Annotated in this window: 17 protein-coding genes and 1 pseudogene; 10 read left to right on the top strand and 8 right to left on the bottom strand. The window is 73.2% G+C overall.

The window, feature by feature from the left end; genetic code table 11:
* Positions 1-9: 9 nt before the first annotated feature.
* The 4 genes from ACH4N1_RS19275 to ACH4N1_RS19260 form a co-directional block, all read right to left on the bottom strand.
* On the bottom strand, positions 10-396 hold the full coding sequence (locus tag ACH4N1_RS19275; RefSeq protein ID WP_398098515.1) for a DUF4440 domain-containing protein: 387 nt from the start codon (positions 394-396) through the stop codon (positions 10-12).
* 50 nt (positions 397-446) lie between these two features.
* Positions 447-2,582: a putative bifunctional diguanylate cyclase/phosphodiesterase gene (locus ACH4N1_RS19270; protein ID WP_398098514.1), complete on the bottom strand. Its 2,136-nt coding sequence runs from the start codon at positions 2,580-2,582 to the stop codon at positions 447-449.
* Entirely contained in the window at positions 2,579-3,391 is an 813-nt protein-coding gene (locus tag ACH4N1_RS19265) for an SAM-dependent methyltransferase (RefSeq protein WP_398098513.1), read from the bottom strand. The genes ACH4N1_RS19270 and ACH4N1_RS19265 overlap by 4 nt, the downstream gene beginning before the upstream one ends.
* A 357-nt stretch (positions 3,392-3,748) precedes the next feature.
* Complete coding sequence (locus ACH4N1_RS19260; protein ID WP_398098776.1) at positions 3,749-4,726, bottom strand: SCO0930 family lipoprotein; 978 nt, start codon at positions 4,724-4,726, stop codon at positions 3,749-3,751.
* Positions 4,727-5,736: 1,010 nt separating this feature from the next.
* On the opposite strand from ACH4N1_RS19260, the gene ACH4N1_RS19255 reads away from it, so the two are divergent.
* From ACH4N1_RS19255 to ACH4N1_RS19245, 3 genes are all read left to right on the top strand, one after another.
* Positions 5,737-5,865, top strand: coding sequence for a hypothetical protein (locus tag ACH4N1_RS19255; protein WP_382795735.1), 129 nt, complete (start codon positions 5,737-5,739; stop codon positions 5,863-5,865).
* Between the two features lie 21 nt (positions 5,866-5,886).
* Positions 5,887-6,651: a hypothetical protein gene (locus ACH4N1_RS19250; RefSeq protein WP_398098511.1), complete on the top strand. Its 765-nt coding sequence runs from the start codon at positions 5,887-5,889 to the stop codon at positions 6,649-6,651.
* A gap of 295 nt (positions 6,652-6,946) precedes the next feature.
* Positions 6,947-7,486 (top strand): hypothetical protein, encoded by a 540-nt coding sequence (locus ACH4N1_RS19245; protein ID WP_398098509.1) that lies wholly within the window; start codon positions 6,947-6,949, stop codon positions 7,484-7,486.
* Positions 7,487-7,583: 97 nt separating this feature from the next.
* Here the strand turns inward: ACH4N1_RS19245 and ACH4N1_RS19240 are convergent.
* A pseudogene (locus ACH4N1_RS19240) lies at positions 7,584-8,032 on the bottom strand (hypothetical protein).
* Between the two features lie 28 nt (positions 8,033-8,060).
* Here ACH4N1_RS19240 and ACH4N1_RS19235 point away from each other — a divergent pair.
* Both ACH4N1_RS19235 and ACH4N1_RS19230 read left to right on the top strand, forming a co-directional pair.
* Positions 8,061-8,483: a hypothetical protein gene (locus tag ACH4N1_RS19235; RefSeq protein WP_398098508.1), complete on the top strand. Its 423-nt coding sequence runs from the start codon at positions 8,061-8,063 to the stop codon at positions 8,481-8,483.
* A gap of 342 nt (positions 8,484-8,825) precedes the next feature.
* Positions 8,826-9,497 (top strand): class F sortase, encoded by a 672-nt coding sequence (locus tag ACH4N1_RS19230; RefSeq protein WP_398098507.1) that lies wholly within the window; start codon positions 8,826-8,828, stop codon positions 9,495-9,497.
* A gap of 219 nt (positions 9,498-9,716) precedes the next feature.
* On the opposite strand, the gene ACH4N1_RS19225 is transcribed toward ACH4N1_RS19230, so the two are convergent.
* Both ACH4N1_RS19225 and ACH4N1_RS19220 read right to left on the bottom strand, forming a co-directional pair.
* Positions 9,717-10,556, bottom strand: coding sequence for a polysaccharide deacetylase family protein (locus ACH4N1_RS19225; protein WP_398098506.1), 840 nt, complete (start codon positions 10,554-10,556; stop codon positions 9,717-9,719).
* Positions 10,557-10,667: 111 nt separating this feature from the next.
* Positions 10,668-10,910 (bottom strand): hypothetical protein, encoded by a 243-nt coding sequence (locus ACH4N1_RS19220; protein ID WP_398098505.1) that lies wholly within the window; start codon positions 10,908-10,910, stop codon positions 10,668-10,670.
* A gap of 80 nt (positions 10,911-10,990) precedes the next feature.
* On the opposite strand from ACH4N1_RS19220, the gene ACH4N1_RS19215 reads away from it, so the two are divergent.
* On the top strand, positions 10,991-11,452 hold the full coding sequence (locus tag ACH4N1_RS19215) for a universal stress protein (protein WP_398098504.1): 462 nt from the start codon (positions 10,991-10,993) through the stop codon (positions 11,450-11,452).
* A gap of 12 nt (positions 11,453-11,464) precedes the next feature.
* Here ACH4N1_RS19215 and ACH4N1_RS19210 read toward each other — a convergent pair whose 3' ends face one another.
* Positions 11,465-12,595, bottom strand: coding sequence for a CapA family protein (locus tag ACH4N1_RS19210; RefSeq protein ID WP_398098502.1), 1,131 nt, complete (start codon positions 12,593-12,595; stop codon positions 11,465-11,467).
* A gap of 221 nt (positions 12,596-12,816) precedes the next feature.
* Between ACH4N1_RS19210 and ACH4N1_RS19205 the strand changes: the two genes are divergently transcribed.
* From ACH4N1_RS19205 to ACH4N1_RS19190, 4 genes are all read left to right on the top strand, one after another.
* Positions 12,817-13,365, top strand: coding sequence for a sigma-70 family RNA polymerase sigma factor (locus tag ACH4N1_RS19205; protein ID WP_366060976.1), 549 nt, complete (start codon positions 12,817-12,819; stop codon positions 13,363-13,365).
* A 149-nt stretch (positions 13,366-13,514) separates the two neighbouring features.
* On the top strand, positions 13,515-14,027 hold the full coding sequence (locus ACH4N1_RS19200; RefSeq protein WP_398098501.1) for a hypothetical protein: 513 nt from the start codon (positions 13,515-13,517) through the stop codon (positions 14,025-14,027).
* 150 nt (positions 14,028-14,177) lie between these two features.
* Entirely contained in the window at positions 14,178-14,831 is a 654-nt protein-coding gene (locus tag ACH4N1_RS19195; RefSeq protein ID WP_398098500.1) for a zf-HC2 domain-containing protein, read from the top strand.
* Between the two features lie 96 nt (positions 14,832-14,927).
* Entirely contained in the window at positions 14,928-15,215 is a 288-nt protein-coding gene (locus tag ACH4N1_RS19190) for a hypothetical protein (RefSeq protein ID WP_398098499.1), read from the top strand.
* The last annotated feature ends 25 nt before the right edge of the window (positions 15,216-15,240 follow it).

The following is a 15,240-nucleotide window of genomic DNA, read 5'->3' as shown; positions in this document are numbered from 1 at the left end:
GGGGTGTCGTCAGGGGACGTCGTCGGGTACGGGGGTGGCCTGGTGGTGGTACATGCGCCAGCCCGTCCGTTCGTCCGTCTTGCGCCACAGGGAGCTGCGGCGGGCTCGTCGGCCGGCGAAGCGGGTCTCGTAGGTGAGGTGGACCAGGCCGGGGGCCAGGAGGGTGCCGGTGATCGCCGTCGGTTCGTAGCGGGGTCCGGTCGGGGAACTGCCGGGGTGGTCGGGGAGTCCGGCCACCGTCTCGGCGTACGTGTAGTACCGGCCGGAGGCACCCACCTCGGTGAACTCGGGGTCGAGCAGGCGTGCGGTCTCGGTGCGGGAGGAGCGGACGGCGGGGTCCATGAGGCTCAGTTCGCCGGCGATCGCCGCGGCGACGTCGTCTGATTCCTGGGTCACCCGCACATGATCGCGTGTGACCCCGCCCCTCCCGCAACCGGGTTGTGCCGTCAGCCCGTGGCGTCCACCAGGGCCAGCTCGTGGAGGCGGTCCGGCGGGCCGGGACGGGCGTAGTACCAGCCCTGGGCCGTGTCGCAGCCCAGTACGCGCAGTTGCTCGGCCTGGGCACCGGTCTCCACGCCCTCGACCGTGACCGCGAGGTCCAGGCTGTGGGCGAGCGAGACGATCCCCTCGACGATCTTGAGGTCGACGGGGTCGGCGGGGAACTGCTGCATGCTCTGGGTGAAGGAGCGGTCCAGCTTGAGGACGCTCACCGGCAGCCTGCGCAGGTTGGCGAGGTTGGAGTAACCGGTCCCGAAGTCGTCCAGGGCGATGTCGACACCCATCTCGGCGAGCCGGCGCAGCGGCTTCAGCAGGTCGTCGTCGGCGCCGATCAGGGCCGACTCGGTGACCTCCAGGCAGAGCGCCTCCGGTGCCACGCCCGCGCGTTCCAGGATGTCGACCGTGTCCTGCACCAGCCCGGGGTGGGTGAGCTGGCACGGCGAGAGGTTGACGTTGATCCGCAGCGGGCCGGTGTCGCCGCTGCGCCGGCGCCAGTCGCGGGCCTGGCGCACCGACTGCTCCAGGACCCAGCGGCCGAGCGGCACGATCAGCCCGGTGTGCTCGGCGAGCGGGATGAACCGGTCCGGGCCGAGCACCCCGTGCTGCGGGTGCAGCCAGCGCACCAGCGCCTCCGCGCCGCGCACGCTGCCGTCGCCGAGGTGGACGAGCGGCTGGTACTCGATGAAGAACTCGCCCCGCTCCAGCGCCGCCGGCAGGGCCGTCGTCAGACCGTGCCGGGTGATCGCGCGGGCGTCGGCCTCGGGGTCGGCCAGCTCGAAGCGGTTGCCGCCGGCCGACTTCGCCCGGTACATGGTGATGTCGGCGCTGCGCAGCACCTCCGCCGGGCTGCGCTCCCCCGCCGGGCCCTCCACGATGCCGATGCTGCCGCGCACGGTCAGCTCCCGGCCCTCGATGCGCACGGGCGCGACCAGGGCGTTCATGATGCGCGCGGCGAGGTCGTCGACCTCGCGGTGGGTGTCGGGGCCGGTGGTCAGCGCCACGAACTCGTCGCCGCCGAGCCGGGCGACCATCTCGCCGGGCGCGGTGGCGCAGGACTGGAGCCGGTCGGCGACCTCGACGAGCAGCCGGTCGCCGGCCGCGTGCCCCAGACTGTCGTTGATGGTCTTGAAGCCGTCCAGGTCCAGGTAGCACAGGCCGAAGCGCTGGCCGTCCCCGGCGGCCAGGACCTTCTCCAGGCGTTCGAAGAACAGGGTGCGGTTGGGCAGGCCGGTGAGCGCGTCGTGGGTGGCCTCGTAGCGCAGCCGGAGGTTGAGCAGCCGGCGCTCGGTGGTGTCCTCCATCAGCGCCAGCTGGTACTGCGGCCGCCCGTCGGCGTCGCGCAGCAGCGAGACCGTGAGGTTGGTCCACAGGACCGTTCCGTCGGGGCGGTAGAACGCCTTCTCCACGTGGTAGTGCTCGCGTTCGCCGCGCACCAGCTCCTCGTAGAGCCGCCAGACCTGGGGGGCGTCGTCGGCGTGCGTCCACTCGCTGACGTTGCGGCCGCGCACCGCCTGCTCGCCACCGCCGAACATGCGCACCAGGGCGCCGTTGACCTCGAGGATGTTGCCCTCCAGGTCGGCGATGCCGATCCCTATCGCGGCGCCCTCGAAGACCGCGCGGAAGCGGGCCTCGCTGGCGTGCAGCGCCTGCGCCACCACCCCCTGGGCCCGCAACGCGGCCTGTGCGATGGCCTCCTGCTCGGCCAGCGTGCGCTCACGCAGCGCGTGCGCGAACCCGGCGGCCATGGCGTGCTGGAGCCGGGAGCAGCGGGTGCGCAGGTCCTCCTGGGGGCCGCCCTCGCCGCAGTAGAGCACCAGGTAGGCGTCGATGCAGTCCAGGCTGTGGGCGAGGGCGTCCGGGTCGGTGCAGTGGGTGCCGACGAGAGCGGCCCCGACCGCTCTGGCCGCCTCCGCGTCGAAGTTCCTGGCGCGCAGCGCCTCGCTCAACCGCCGGGCCAGCGGCAGCAGTCGTTCCTCGAACTCCGGCCGGGTCAGCGACGTGGAGGTGACCGGGAAGACCGCCCGGCTCCAGATCGTCGCGAACCGCCGCAGTCTGTCCTCCGGCCCGTCCTGCTCGGCGGTCACGAAGTGCGCCCCACGCCCGCGAAACCGGAGAAGGCATACGGGTCCTCGTCCTCCGGTGCCGTCTCCGGCCGCCAGTGCGGCATCGGCACCAGTCCCGGTTCCACCATGTCGTACCCCTCGAAGAACCGCGCGATCTCGTCACGCGAGCGCATGACCAGCGGGTTGCGAATGTCCTTGTACACGTCCACCGCGCCCTCGGCCCGCCCCTGCGGCAGGGGGATCCCCTCGTACGAGGCGTGCGTGAGGACGAGCAGGCTGCCGGGCGCGAGCGCGGCGCTCAGCTCGGCGACCGCAGCGTACGGGTCGTCCGCGTCTTCCACGAAGTGCAGTATGGCAACCAGCAGCAGCGCCACGGGGCGCTCCAGGTCGATCAGTTGCTCCACCTGGGGGCTGGCGAGGATCTCCCGCGGCTTGAGCAGATCGGCGGCGACGACGCCGGCGTCCGGGTTCTCCCCCAGCACCACCTGGCTGTGCGCGACGGCGACCGGGTCGTGGTCGAAGTAGACGACGCGGGCACCGGGACGGGCCGCCTGGGCCACCTCGTGGACGTTGCCGAAGGTGGGGATGCCGGAACCGACGTCCAGGAACTGCGTGATGCCCGAGTCGGCCGCGTAGCGCACCGCGCGGCGCATGAAGGCCCGGTTCGCCTGCATGATCTTGGGGAGTCCCGGCATGAACTCCATGGCCCTGCGGGCCGCTTCCCGGTCGACCTCGAAGTTGTGCGAACCGCCCAGGTAGTAGTCGTAGATCCGCGAGACACTGGGCACGGAGATGTCGATGCTCCGTGGGGCCCAGGCGGGACGATCCATCTATCTCTCCAAGGCGTAGGCGATCCGGTGTTCGAGCAGAGGCTACTGATCGCCCGCCAACAGGGCGAGCGGAAACGGAAATTGACCGTCCGTTCCCGGTCACTGCCTGCGGCACGTGCCGAAATGACATACCCGAATGTGCTCACGAAAAGTACCCGATGTGCTCCGGAGCGTTCCCGAGCCGTTCGAACACGGCGAAGTCACCCGCGCACGGCGGGTGAGGGAACCCGCGCACGGCGGGTGGGGGAGGGTGCCGCCCGCCGCACAGAGGTCCGCCCCCTCCGTGCGGCGCGGAGGGGGCGGACCGGGGTCGTACGAGCCGTGGCGGGAGCGGGGCCGGCCCCGCGGAGGTGATCCCTACTGCTTCGGCGCGCCGACCAGCTTGCCGTCGGGGGCCACGGCGTACCAGGTGCCGCCGACGCCCTGGCCGTTGATGTCGCCGGGCGACTTGTCGCCGGAAAAGGTGTAGATCGGCGAGCAGTTGACGGTCATCTGCTTGACGCCGTCGGGCCGGGTGAAACTCATCAGGCCCTTCTTCTGGACACCCTCGGTGTCGTTGGTGGCGACCGGGGCGACGGCCGGCCACTTCTCGAGGCAGGCGCCCAGGCACGCGGTCACCGGCTTCGGCCACGCCTTGTCCTTGACGAAGCGGTAGACCGTCATGCCGTTCTTGTCGACGACGATGTCGCCGAGGTTGGGGTCCTTGCGCACGGACAGACCGGGCGCGGCGGCGGAGCCGGAGCCGGAGGCCGACTTGGCCTTCTTGCCGTCGGGGGCCAGCGCGAACCACTTGCCGTTGACGCCCTGGCCGTTGGTGTCACCGGCGTTGGTGTCCTTGGCGTAGCGGTACACCGGCCAGCCGTCGACGGTCAGCTGCTTGCTGCCGTCGGAGCGGGTGACCTCGCCGAGCAGCGACTTGTCGATGCCGTCGCCGGCGGTGGCGTCGTCGGCCGGCACGGGCGGCCAGGTCGTCGCGCAGTCGCCGTCGCAGTTGGACTTGGGCGGTTCCGCGGTGTCCGCGTCGAAGCGGTACAGCGTCATGCCGGCGGCGTCGATCACCACCTTGCCCAGCTCGGCGTTGGCGGAGACGGCGAGCTGGCCCGCAGTGCCCGCCTGCGCGCCGCCCTCGGCCGCCGGCGCACTCGCGCTGGGGCTGGTGCCCGCGCCGACGCTTCCGTAGCCGGTGCCCACACCCGCGACGGTGCCCGCCGGGGCCGTGACACCCACGTTCTGGCTGGAGGCCGCGGTACCGCCTTCCTGACCGCACGCCGTCGTCAGCGCCAGAACAGACACAGCGCTCGCCACGAGTGAGGCGCTCCGCCAGGAGGTCTTCATCTTCAACTCCCCGATCATCCCAAGCGTGTTGCAACGCCCTGCTGCGCCGCCGCACGGCCATGGGTACGCACGGCGGGGGGCGTCGTGTTCAAAGGCGGCACGAAATTCTTTTCGCCACCTGTGCCACCGCCCGCTTCGGGCCGCCTCCTCGGCACCGCCACCCGTGGTGCACCGGCGGTGCACCGGCGAACGAGCAAGCGCGGCAGGCCCGCACTCGTGCGCGGTCCGCCCGCGCACCACCATGGGTGCACCACCGCATGCACATCACCGCGTACGCACCACCGCATGCACATCACCGCGTACGCACCACCGCATGCACAACTCACCGCGTACGCACCACCGCGTGCACATCACCGCGTACGCACCACCGCGTGCACATCACCGCACGCGGTCCGCTCGCACGCGAGTGCGCGCGGTCGGACGTGCGAGCGCACTCCGGGCAAACCTCGCGCGGCGAGCTTCCCCCGTTCGGGGCAATCGCCCCGCGCGCCGGCGTGTACCCGCGCCCGAGGCCCCATGATCGCGTCGTGCATGGATCCGAACCGACCCGATCCGCCCTGCTGACCAGGGCGTTGGCCCTGGTGACCGTGGCCTGGATCCTCATGGCCGCACCGGCCGGGACGGCCGTGGCCGACGCCTGCGCGTACGCCTCGACGGGCCCGGACGGCACCGAGGCGGTGGCGGTCGCGGGGAACCTCGGGTGGCCGGCCCCGCCGGGGTGCCCGACACCGACGCCGCCGGACCCCGAACCCTCGCCCCCACCCCCGCCGCCACCACCACCGAAACCGACGCCACCGGCGCCGAAGCCCTCACCGAAACCGCCCCCCGAGCCGGCGCCGGAGCCCACGCCACCGCCGGCCCCGCCGCCCCGGGCACGGCCCGAGCCCCCGCGGCCCGCACCGCCGAAGCCCGCGGTCCCCCTCCCGCCGCCGCCCTCCGCGCCGCAACCCCGTCCGAAGCCCACGCCCGCACCGCCGATCGCGCCCGCCCCGCGGCCGTCCGCGTCGCCCGTGACGTACCCGGCCCACCGCGCACAGCCACGCCGGGCGCCGGTCCGGCACCACCGGTCGCCGGTCGTGTACGTCCTGCTCATCACCGCGCCCGCGGTCATCGCCGTCGCCGCGCTGCGGCCCCGCTGACGCCCCTCCAGGAGGCATCTCTTGCCGGAATGGCTTGTTCTCACCCTCGCGATGGTCGCCGCGTGCGTGGTGGTGATCGCCGTCACCTTCGTCCGGCACCGCAGGGTGTCCGACGACGAGGACCCGTCCGAGACCCCGGACGTCATCGAGTACATGACGATGTGGATCGGCGTGGTGTACGCCATCGTCCTGGGCCTGGCGATCGCCGGCGTCTGGGAGGCCCGCAGCGTCGCCCAGGACCACGTCCAGGCGGAGGCCCAGTCGCTGCACGAGATCTCGGAGCGGGTGCGGGTGTACCCGCCCGGCGTCCGGGACCGCATCCGCGAGGACGTGGACGCCTACGTCGGCCACGTCGTCACCACCGAGTGGAAGGCCATGGCCGACAAGGGCGAGGTGACCGAGCGGGGGGACGAACTCCTCGAACGGCTCCGCGTCGACCTCACCGACCACCGGCCCGCCTCCGACTTCGAGGCCCAGGCCTACCAGCCGCTCCTCGACCAGATGGCCGCCGCCGACCAGGCCCGCAACAACCGGGCCGGCTCGACCGGGGCGACCATGCCCGGCGTGGTCTGGTTCGGGCTGATCACCGGCGCCGTCGTCACCGTCGGCATGGTCTTCGCGCTCCAGATCCGCCGCACCACCCGGGAACTCGTCCTGGCGGGACTGTTCTCCGCGCTGATCGCCTTCCTGCTGTTCCTCATCTGGGACTTCGACGCGCCCTACAGCCGGGGCATCGCGGCGTCGGCCGAGCCTTTCCTCCGCCTCTTCCCCGACGCCGGGGGCTGAGGACTCTCGTGCGGGCCGGACCCCGCGAGCCCGGGCCGGACCCCGCGAGCCCGGGCCGGCCCGGCCCGCACGAGGCGCCGTACCCGCACCGGCCGGGGCGACGGCGGGCGACACACCGGTTCCGTCCCCCGGTCGCGGGACCCGCGTCACCCGTCCGGCCCACTTGTTTGCCCCATTCGCGCGACAGGGATCGCGGGAGCGCACACATGTTCCTAGCGTTTCGGTCATCGAGGCGCAGGCGACGAGACGCGCGGAGAAGAACCGCGGCTGCTCCTCGGAAACCGGAGGACACCTCATGCACGCGATACGCGCCGCCTCGGCCGCACTGCTGGGCCTCGGCGCCCTGGCCCTCCCCACGCCGCCCGCCGTCGCCGCCGACGGCGGCGGCGGCACCACCCCGTTCGGCTTCAGCGTGCTGCCGTCGACGATCACGGCGGGCGGCCAGGTCACCCTCCGGATCGACCGGAGCAACGGCCGCTGCAAGGGCGACGCCACCATCACCTCGGGGATCTTCGACTCGGTGCGCATCGCCGCGCACCGCTCCTCGGCCACCACGACGGTCGACCTCGACCTCAAGGTCGGCGCGGTGTACCGGGTGACGTTCACCTGTGACGGCGCCAGCCGTTCCACCGGGCTGACCGTCGCCGGCACCCGCCCGGTCACCCCCACCCCGGTGCCCGACGCGGTCCCGCGCGCCGTGCGGGCCGGTGCGGGCGGGACCGTCGCCGGGTTCGACCTGCGGGAGGTCGGGCTCGGCGCGGCGCTCGTCGCGGGGTCGGTCGGTGCGGCGTACCACTTCTCGCGCCGGCGGGCGCGCGAGGACGGCGCCGCCTGACGGCACCCGTGCGGCGGCCTTCGCCCCGGTCCCGGAAGGGAGGGGCGAAGGCCCGTGACGTGCGGCGGCCGCGGTCCGAAGGGTCCGGAGAGGGGCGTCAGGCGCGGCGTTCCGCACGCCGGCGCATCCAGAACACCCCGCCGCCGACGACCGCGGCGGCCACCAGCCCGCCACCGATGGCCACGTCGGTCGGGGTGGCGCCGCTGGAGCTGCTGCCGCCGAGACCGCCGCGGACGCCGCCGATGACGGTGAAGGCGGTGGGGTTGGTGAGGGTACGGCCGTTGCAGTTGACGGTGATGCTGTGCGAGCCGGGGCGCGCGTTGCTGTTGACCGTCGCGGTGCCCCGCGCCGTGTGGTGGGAGCCGTTGACGGGCCTGAGACCGGTCGTCCGGAAGGCGTCCGAACTCATGGTGCCGCCGCCCCGGCAGCCGTCGACGGTGACGGTCAGCTGACCACCGCGGGCGACGACCCTGGGCAGCGCGACGATGTTGCTCGGGGAGACTCCCCCGTTGCCACCCCCGCCATTGCCCCCACCGCCCCCGCCATTGCCACCGTTGTTCCCTCCGTTGCCGCCGTGGCCACCGCCGTTGTTCCCCCCGTTTCCACCGTTGCCACCGCCGTTGTTCCCCCCGTTTCCACCGTTGCCCCCACCGTTTCCACCGTTGCCCCCACCGTTGTTCTCTCCGTTGCCACCGCCGTTGTTTCCCCCACCGCCCCCACCGTTGCCGCCGTTGTCACCCCCGTGACCGCCGTTGTTCCCGCCCTCGTTGCCATTGCCGTTGCCGTTTCCGTTGCCGTTTCCGTTGCCGTTTCCGTTGCCGTTGTTCCCGCCCCAGTTGTCGTTGCCCGAGTGGTTTCCGCCGTTGTTGTTTCCGGGGTCGACCCAGTTGTTGTCGTTCTGGCTGCCCGGGTTGGGTGGCATACCGTCCGCGACGGCCACGGGGGCGGCGAGCCCGAGGACGGCGACCGCTGTGGCCGCGGCCGCCAGGGCGCGTGAGTTTCGCATGTGATCCTCCGCGGAAGGCGCCCCGGGGCCCGTCCCCGGTCTGTCGGCGAGAGAGCGCCTCCCAGATCGACCCTCAGATGCCGTGCACGGGCCCGCATTTCGGGAATGGTCCGTCCTGGTGAGAGGACACGCCGAGGGAAATGCGCACAATCGGATATCACCGCAGGTCACGGGCCGTCAGAAAATTCCTGTGCGCGGCAACTCGGATGGCGGACCGAAGGACACGCGGGCCACCCGTTCGCCGCCGCCCCGTCGCCGGTTCCCGTTGCGGGACTTAGCGTTCTCGTATGCGCGAAAGGACGTGGCGACGGCCGCGTCGAAAGGGGATGGCGAATGTCTGGGTACGAGCTGTCCGGAATGGCGGAAGAGGAGGAGCGACCGAAGAAGCGCGCTCCTTGGGGCGTGATAGCGCTTGTTCTGCTGACCGGGCTCGCGCTCATCCGGAACGGTTCGGGGGAGTTCGACGCGGGCCCGCCGCAGCCCGCCTCCGCAGCGGCCGCCGACGCCCGTGCGGCCCAGGGCACCTTCGGGAAGACCGTCCAGGCCCTGCCGTTCGCGGAGCCCGACCGGGTCCGGATCCCCGCCATCCGGGTCGACGCCCCGGTCATGCAGGTCGGCCTGGACACGGACGGCTGGGTCGGCGCGCCGCCCCCGGAGGACCCGAATCTGGCCGGCTGGTTCACCGGCGCCGTCTCCCCCGGTGAGAAGGGGACCGCGGTCGTCGTCGGCCATGTCGACAACATGCAGGGGCCGGCCGTGTTCTACGGCCTGGGTGCCCTGAAGAAGGGGAACCACGTCGAGGTGACCCGCCGGGACGGGAAGACCGCGGTGTTCGAGATCTACGGCGTCGAGGTCTTCGAGAAGAACAACTTCCCCGGCGACCGCGTCTACGCCTCCAAGGGCGCCCCCGAACTCCGGGTGATCACCTGCGGTGGCGGTTTCTCCAAGGCGAACGGCTACGACGGCAACGTGGTCGCCTTCGCCCGCCTGGTCGAGGTCCGCTGAACGGACCGCCGACCGGGCGGGCGGTCGGCAGTTCCTCGACCGCGGGCGGGGAGGGCGTCGCTCATGCGGGGATCGCAGACCGCTCGGCTCACCGGCCGGGGGCTCCTGGGCGGCCCGGCCGGTACCGGTACCGGTACGGCCACGGTGCGGTTCCAGGGTCTTTCGTCGAGATCACGCCGGAGTCCGCTCCCCGGTCCGGCGTGATCCCGACGAGAGACCCTAGGCGCGCTGCCGCTGCGGCACCGTGATGTGGTAGCCGGAGTCGAGGAGTTGGGGCAGATAGCGGCGCAGGGCCCGCACGCTCTGGGTGCGGTCACCGCCCGCGTCGTGGGAGAGGACGACGACGCCGGGGGCGGCGCCGTCCTCGACCCGGCCGACGATGGTGCCGGTGCCCGGGGTGGTCCAGTCCAGGGTGTCCACCGTCCAGGCCAGGGGCTCCATGCCGAGTTCGGAGCCCAGCTGGAAGGCGGCGCGGTTCCAGGCGCCGTAGGGGGCTCGGAACCAGCGGGGCCGCTCTCCGTAGGCGTTCTCGATGACCTCGCTGGTGCGGGTCATCTCGGACTGGATCTGACGGCGCGTCATTTTCGTCAGCAGGGGGTGGGACCAGGTGTGGTTGCCGACGGTGTGTCCCTCGTCGGCCATCCGGGCCAGCAGGTGGGGGTGGTCGGCGGCCATCTCCCCGCACACGAAGAACATCGCGTGGACGCCGTACTCGGCCAGGGTGTCGAGGATGCCCGGGGTGTAGCGGGGGTCGGGGCCGTCGTCGAAGGTGAGCACCATGGTGCGGCCGCGGCCGGTGATCCGCAGCAGCGGTTCGCGCCGCACGGGGGTGCGGACCGTGGTGCGCGGGGGGCCGTAGCCGGTCAGCGGCTGGAGGCGGTAGGCGGAGGGTCCCATGGGGAGGCGGTAGGCGGGGGCACCGGCCGCCGGGGCACCGGTGCGGGCAGGTGTCCCCGCGCCCGTCCCCCACGCCAACAGAGAGGCCGTCCCGGCCGCGCCGACGGTGGCGGCGCCGGCGAGCAACGCCCCGCGCCGCGTGAACAACTGATCCTTCTGCATGTGTCATCAGTCGCCCGGCCGGAGACCGGCGCACCACAACGCCACCGCCCCGGCGGCACGAATCCACCCGCTCGGCGCAGCGGGTCGGCCACCCCGCGGTCACCGGCCGGATCAGCGGCGGCGCAGGCCCGCCGGGCGCGGCCCGAGGCACGGCGACGGGACGGCGAGCGGCTGGACGACGAGGGGCGGGACGGCGAGCGGCGGGACGGTGAGCGGCGGGGCGCGGAACAGGCCGGGGCGCCGAAGGTGCAGGGACTGCCGGAGGCGGCCCTCGGCGGCGTCCGGCACCCGGCCGGGGAAGCGGCTTCCGGGCTGGCCGGGGCGGGTGTCGTCGGCCGGGGCGGCCCCCGTCAAGGCGCTCGGGGCCGCGGCCGCAGGTCCCACCGCCGGGCCCGCGCGGCGGTGGGACCTGCGGGTTCCGATAGCCTCTCGTCGTGACGGAACAGCACCCTTCCCCGTTCGAACGGGGCACGGACGGCCCGAAGGTCGTCCTCGTCGGCGTGGACGGCTCCGATCCCTCGCTGCGCGCCGCGGCCTACGCGGCCGGTCTGGCCCGGCGCCAGGGCGCCCTGCTCGCCGTGGTGTACGTGCAGCCGGTGATGGCGGCGAGCGCGGCGCTCGGGGCGCCGGTCGCGGAGGCGACCGACGAGATCGCCCAGGACATCGTGGCGCAGATCCGGGAGGCCACCGAACGGACCCGGGGGATATTCGACGTGCGCTGGGAGTTCCACACCTTCCAGGGCGACCCGTACAACGGGCTGGTGAAGGCCGCGGACCAGCTGAAGGCGGACGCGGTGGTGGTCGGCGCCTCCGAGCAGGCCGGTCACCGGATCGTGGGGTCGGTGGCGGTGCGGCTGGTGAAGGCGGGGCGGTGGCCGGTGACGGTGGTGCCGTAGCCGGCGCCTCCCCTACTCCCCCGTCACCAGCCCGTCCTGGGCCGCTCCCCGGCTGAGCACGAGGTCGCGGATGCGGTCGCGCACGCCCCCCACGTCGGCGCCCTGGGCGAGGGCCTTGTCGAGGTCGACGACGCGGCCGGCGTCGAGGTCGAACAGACCGGGGACGAAGGCGGCCCTCGTCACCTCCCAGCGGGCGCCGGGCCGGGCGGGCGGGGAGAAGGTGAAGCGGGCGACGCTGGACTGGTTGGCGCGCGGGTCGACGACGCCGGCGCTGTTCGGCGTCTCGCCGGCCACCTGGTCCCCGAGGCCGTAGACGACCCAGGTGCCGTTGACCTTCTCGTACGCCTGCGGGACGTGGGCGTGGCTGCCGAGGATCAGGTCGATGTCGGGGCGCCCGCCGGTGCGGGAGGCGGTGAGGGTTCCGGCGAGGGCGAGCTGCCGGTCGTCCGGGGCGTCCTGCCACTCCGTGCCCCAGTGCAGGGAGACGACGACCACGTCGGCGCCGGCCCGGCGGGCGTTGCGGGCATCGGCGACGATCTTGTTCTCGTCGATCAGGGAGAGCGCCCAGGGCTGCCCGTCGGGGAGCGGCCGGCCGTCGGTGTCGTAGGCGTAGGCGAGGTGGGCGACCTTCGCGGGGCCGGCGCTCAGGAGCGGGACGGCGGCGGCCTCGGCCTCGGAGCGGGCGGTGCCCGCGTGCCGTACGCCGGCGCCGTCGAGGGCGTCCAGGGTGCGGCGCACGCCGTCGGGGCCGTCGTCGAGGGCGTGGTCGGAGGCGGTGGAGCAGCCGTCGTAGCCGGTGGCGGCGAGGGCCGCGGCGAGCCGGGGCGGGGCGGCGGCGGCCGGGTCGGCGGCGAGGCGGACGGTCTCCAGGTGGCAGAGCGCCAGGTCGGCGCCGGAGACGACGGGTTGGATCCCGGCGAACATCGGGCCGAAGTCGTGGCCCGTGCCGCCGGCGTCGAAGCGGGCCCGGTCGACGACCGAGGCGTGCGGGACGATGTCGCCGGTGGCCACGAGGGTGAAGCCGCGGCTCGGCCCGGGGGCGGGGTGTCCGGAGGAGGGTTCGCGGTCGTGGGCCTGGCAGGCCGCGGCCGCCGCGAGGAGGGCCGTGAGGGCCAGGGCCACCTGGTGTCTGCGCGCGATCACTGCATCACCCCATCGCCCATGACTCGTCGTATTTACGCATGTATCACTACTAATCCATGTGCGGACGCGTACGGCCCCGGCGCTCCCGCCGCCGGGGCGGATGCGCGCGATCGGCGTAGCCCGGACCGTTCGTCGAACCGTTCGTCGACGCGATCGACCGTCCGCCGCAGACCCTTGTGCACACCCTGTCCCGAACCGGCGCCCTGGGGTGCCATACGCGCATGACCGCCGGGACCACCCTCACCGCCAGGACGACGACCGCCGAACACGAACTCGCCGCGCTCCAGCGTGAGCACGGCCGGCCGCTCTTCGCGCTGCTGCTGAGGCTGTGCGACGGCGACCGCCAGCGCGCCGAGGACCTCGTCCAGGAGACCCTGGTACGCGCCTGGCAGCATCCCGAGGCCCTGCGCACCGACGCCTTCGACTCCGTACGGCCCTGGCTGCTCACCGTCGGCCGGCGGCTCGCGATCGACGCGCGGCGGGCCCGGCAGGCACGGCCGGCCGAGGTCGGGGACGCGGTGCTGGAGAACGCGCCGGTCTGCGGCGACCACGCCGACCGGGCCGCCGCCGCGCTCGACGTCCGCGAGGCTGTGAAGACACTCACTCCGGAACACCGTGAAGTCCTGGTGCTGGTGTATTTCCGAGGGGCGAGTGTGGCGGAGGCCGCCGAAACCCTCGGCATCCCGCCCGGTACCGTGAAGTCCCGCGCGTACTACGCGCTGCGCGCCCTGCGCCGGGTGCTCCCCGGTTACGCTCCCGACCTGGGCTGAAACCCACGGTCGAGTCAAACCTCCGTAAAGCGCCTTGCCGTGGACCCCGGTTGAGTAATCGGGTGTCCTTATCCGTGTTCCGGATGGGGCCCGGTCGCCGGTTTTCCGGCGCCGAGGGAAGCGCACGCACCGGAGGAAGGCAGGAAGGGATGCTGCACAGAGGTCATCAGAGCACGGACGGCACCGACGGCGGGGAACTCACCGTCCCCATGGCCTGGTTGTACGCCGAGTACATCGCCGACGAACTGCTGCGGACCGGCGATCTCATGCCGCCGACGTCCTTCGAGTTCCGCGCCGGGCGGGACGCCCTGGCACTGACCGTCTTCCTGTCCGACACCGACGGCGAACTGCCCGGGATCCGGGTGGTCACCCAGCTGGAGACGTGGCTTTCGCTGACGGCGTACGACCAGCCCTGGCAGGACTGGGTCGCCGGACGTATGTCACAACTGACCGCCGAGGCGGCCGAGTCGGAAGGACCCGACCCCGATCTGGAGCTGGCGTCGGAGGCCTGGCGCTGGCTCGAGGAGACCGAACTGCTCGCCCCCGACCTCGACGCGGTGCCGGGCGGCGCGCCGGCCGGCGAGGACGAGGGACCCAAGGTCTGGACGCCCGCCTGGCAGCTCGGTCTGCCCCTCGGGCACCTCGCGATCCATCTTTTCTAGCTTTTCCGCATCCGGACCAATCCACGGGCCGGACCGCTCCGAACATCTGGGTCACGATTCGGTACGTGACTTGAGTGATTCCGCTGCCTGGTCCGTACCGGTGGGAGCAAGGAGTAACCCCACTGGCACTCAACGGCGCGAGGTTTCGGCATGAGGTCCCTGGAGAGGCATCGCGACGTCGGCGCGTACGCGCTGGGTGTGCTGGACGAGGCGGAGGCCTTCCGTTTCGAGGACCACCTCATGGAGTGTCCTCGCTGCGCGGCGGAGGTCACCGAGTTCGGTGCCACCACCCGCCAACTGATGCTGTACCGGAGGGCGACGCCGCGCGCCGTGCATCCCTTCGCCGGCCCCGGCCCGCAGCTCCTCGACCGTCTCCTCCACGAGGTCGCCGCCCGGCGCCGGGCCGTCGGACGCCGGCTGCTGTACGCCGTGGCCGCGGCCGTCGTGGCCGCCGTCGCGGGGCCGGTGCTCGCCATGACGGCCGCCGCCGGCGGTGAGGAGCCGGCGCGGGTCGTCGCGGCGACCGACCAGAGGTCGGGCGTGTGGGCGCAGGTGACCTCCGAGGACGAACTCTGGGGCAGCCAGGTCGAACTCGAGGTGAAGGACGCCGCGGGCCCGCGCGCCTGCCATCTGATCGTCATCGGCCACGACGGCTCGGAGGAGACCGTCACCAGCTGGACGGTCCCCGACCACGACGCCCGCCCCAACACCATCAAGGGCGGCGCGACCATGCGGACCGACGAGATCGCGCGCTACGAGGTGCGGACGATGACCGGCGAGACCCTCGTCGTGCTCAAGCCCTAGGGTCTTTCGTCGGGATCAGGCCGGGTCAGGCCGGACCCCGCGAGCCCGGCCTGATCCCGACGAGAGGCCCTGGCGGCGCGGGCCGCGGGGCCGCGGGTGCACCACGAGCCGGGCAACGGGACCGACCTCACGGAGCACGTCGGAGAACCCGGTGTGCTCACCCCGCTCACCCCGCTCACCCTCTCCCCGGTCACCGCCGTTCTCGCGCTCCTGCCGGCCGCCTCGGCCCGGCACGGCCCGAGCACCCGCCGTGACCGCCGCTCACCGGGGGCCGCGGGCGGCGCGGGGACGCTCACCGCGATCGCGAAGGGCCTGGCCGTCCCGGCGCCGGCCCTGGCCGCGCCGACCGCGGCGGCGCACCGGGCCGGTGCGCCTCACTGGTGAGCCGCCTCGGCGGAGGAGGTCCTTG

Origin of the sequence: Streptomyces sp. NPDC017202 (assembly GCF_044331705.1) — a bacterium.
Lineage (GTDB): Bacteria > Actinomycetota > Actinomycetes > Streptomycetales > Streptomycetaceae > Streptomyces.
This window is presented reverse-complemented; position numbering and strand designations above follow the sequence as displayed.

Bases quoted from the DNA above. Each gene is read 5' to 3' on its own strand.
- ACH4N1_RS19225 (WP_398098506.1), bottom strand. From the start codon at position 10,556: ATGCAGAAGGATCAGTTGTTCACGCGGCGCGGGGCGTTGCTCGCCGGC.
- ACH4N1_RS19230 (WP_398098507.1), top strand. From the start codon at position 8,826: ATGTCTGGGTACGAGCTGTCCGGAATGGCGGAAGAGGAGGAGCGACCG.
- ACH4N1_RS19200 (WP_398098501.1), top strand. From the start codon at position 13,515: ATGCTGCACAGAGGTCATCAGAGCACGGACGGCACCGACGGCGGGGAA.
- ACH4N1_RS19265 (WP_398098513.1), bottom strand. From the start codon at position 3,391: ATGGATCGTCCCGCCTGGGCCCCACGGAGCATCGACATCTCCGTGCCC.
- ACH4N1_RS19205 (WP_366060976.1), top strand. From the start codon at position 12,817: ATGACCGCCGGGACCACCCTCACCGCCAGGACGACGACCGCCGAACAC.
- ACH4N1_RS19260 (WP_398098776.1), bottom strand. From the start codon at position 4,726: ATGAAGACCTCCTGGCGGAGCGCCTCACTCGTGGCGAGCGCTGTGTCT.
- ACH4N1_RS19245 (WP_398098509.1), top strand. From the start codon at position 6,947: ATGCACGCGATACGCGCCGCCTCGGCCGCACTGCTGGGCCTCGGCGCC.
- ACH4N1_RS19195 (WP_398098500.1), top strand. From the start codon at position 14,178: ATGAGGTCCCTGGAGAGGCATCGCGACGTCGGCGCGTACGCGCTGGGT.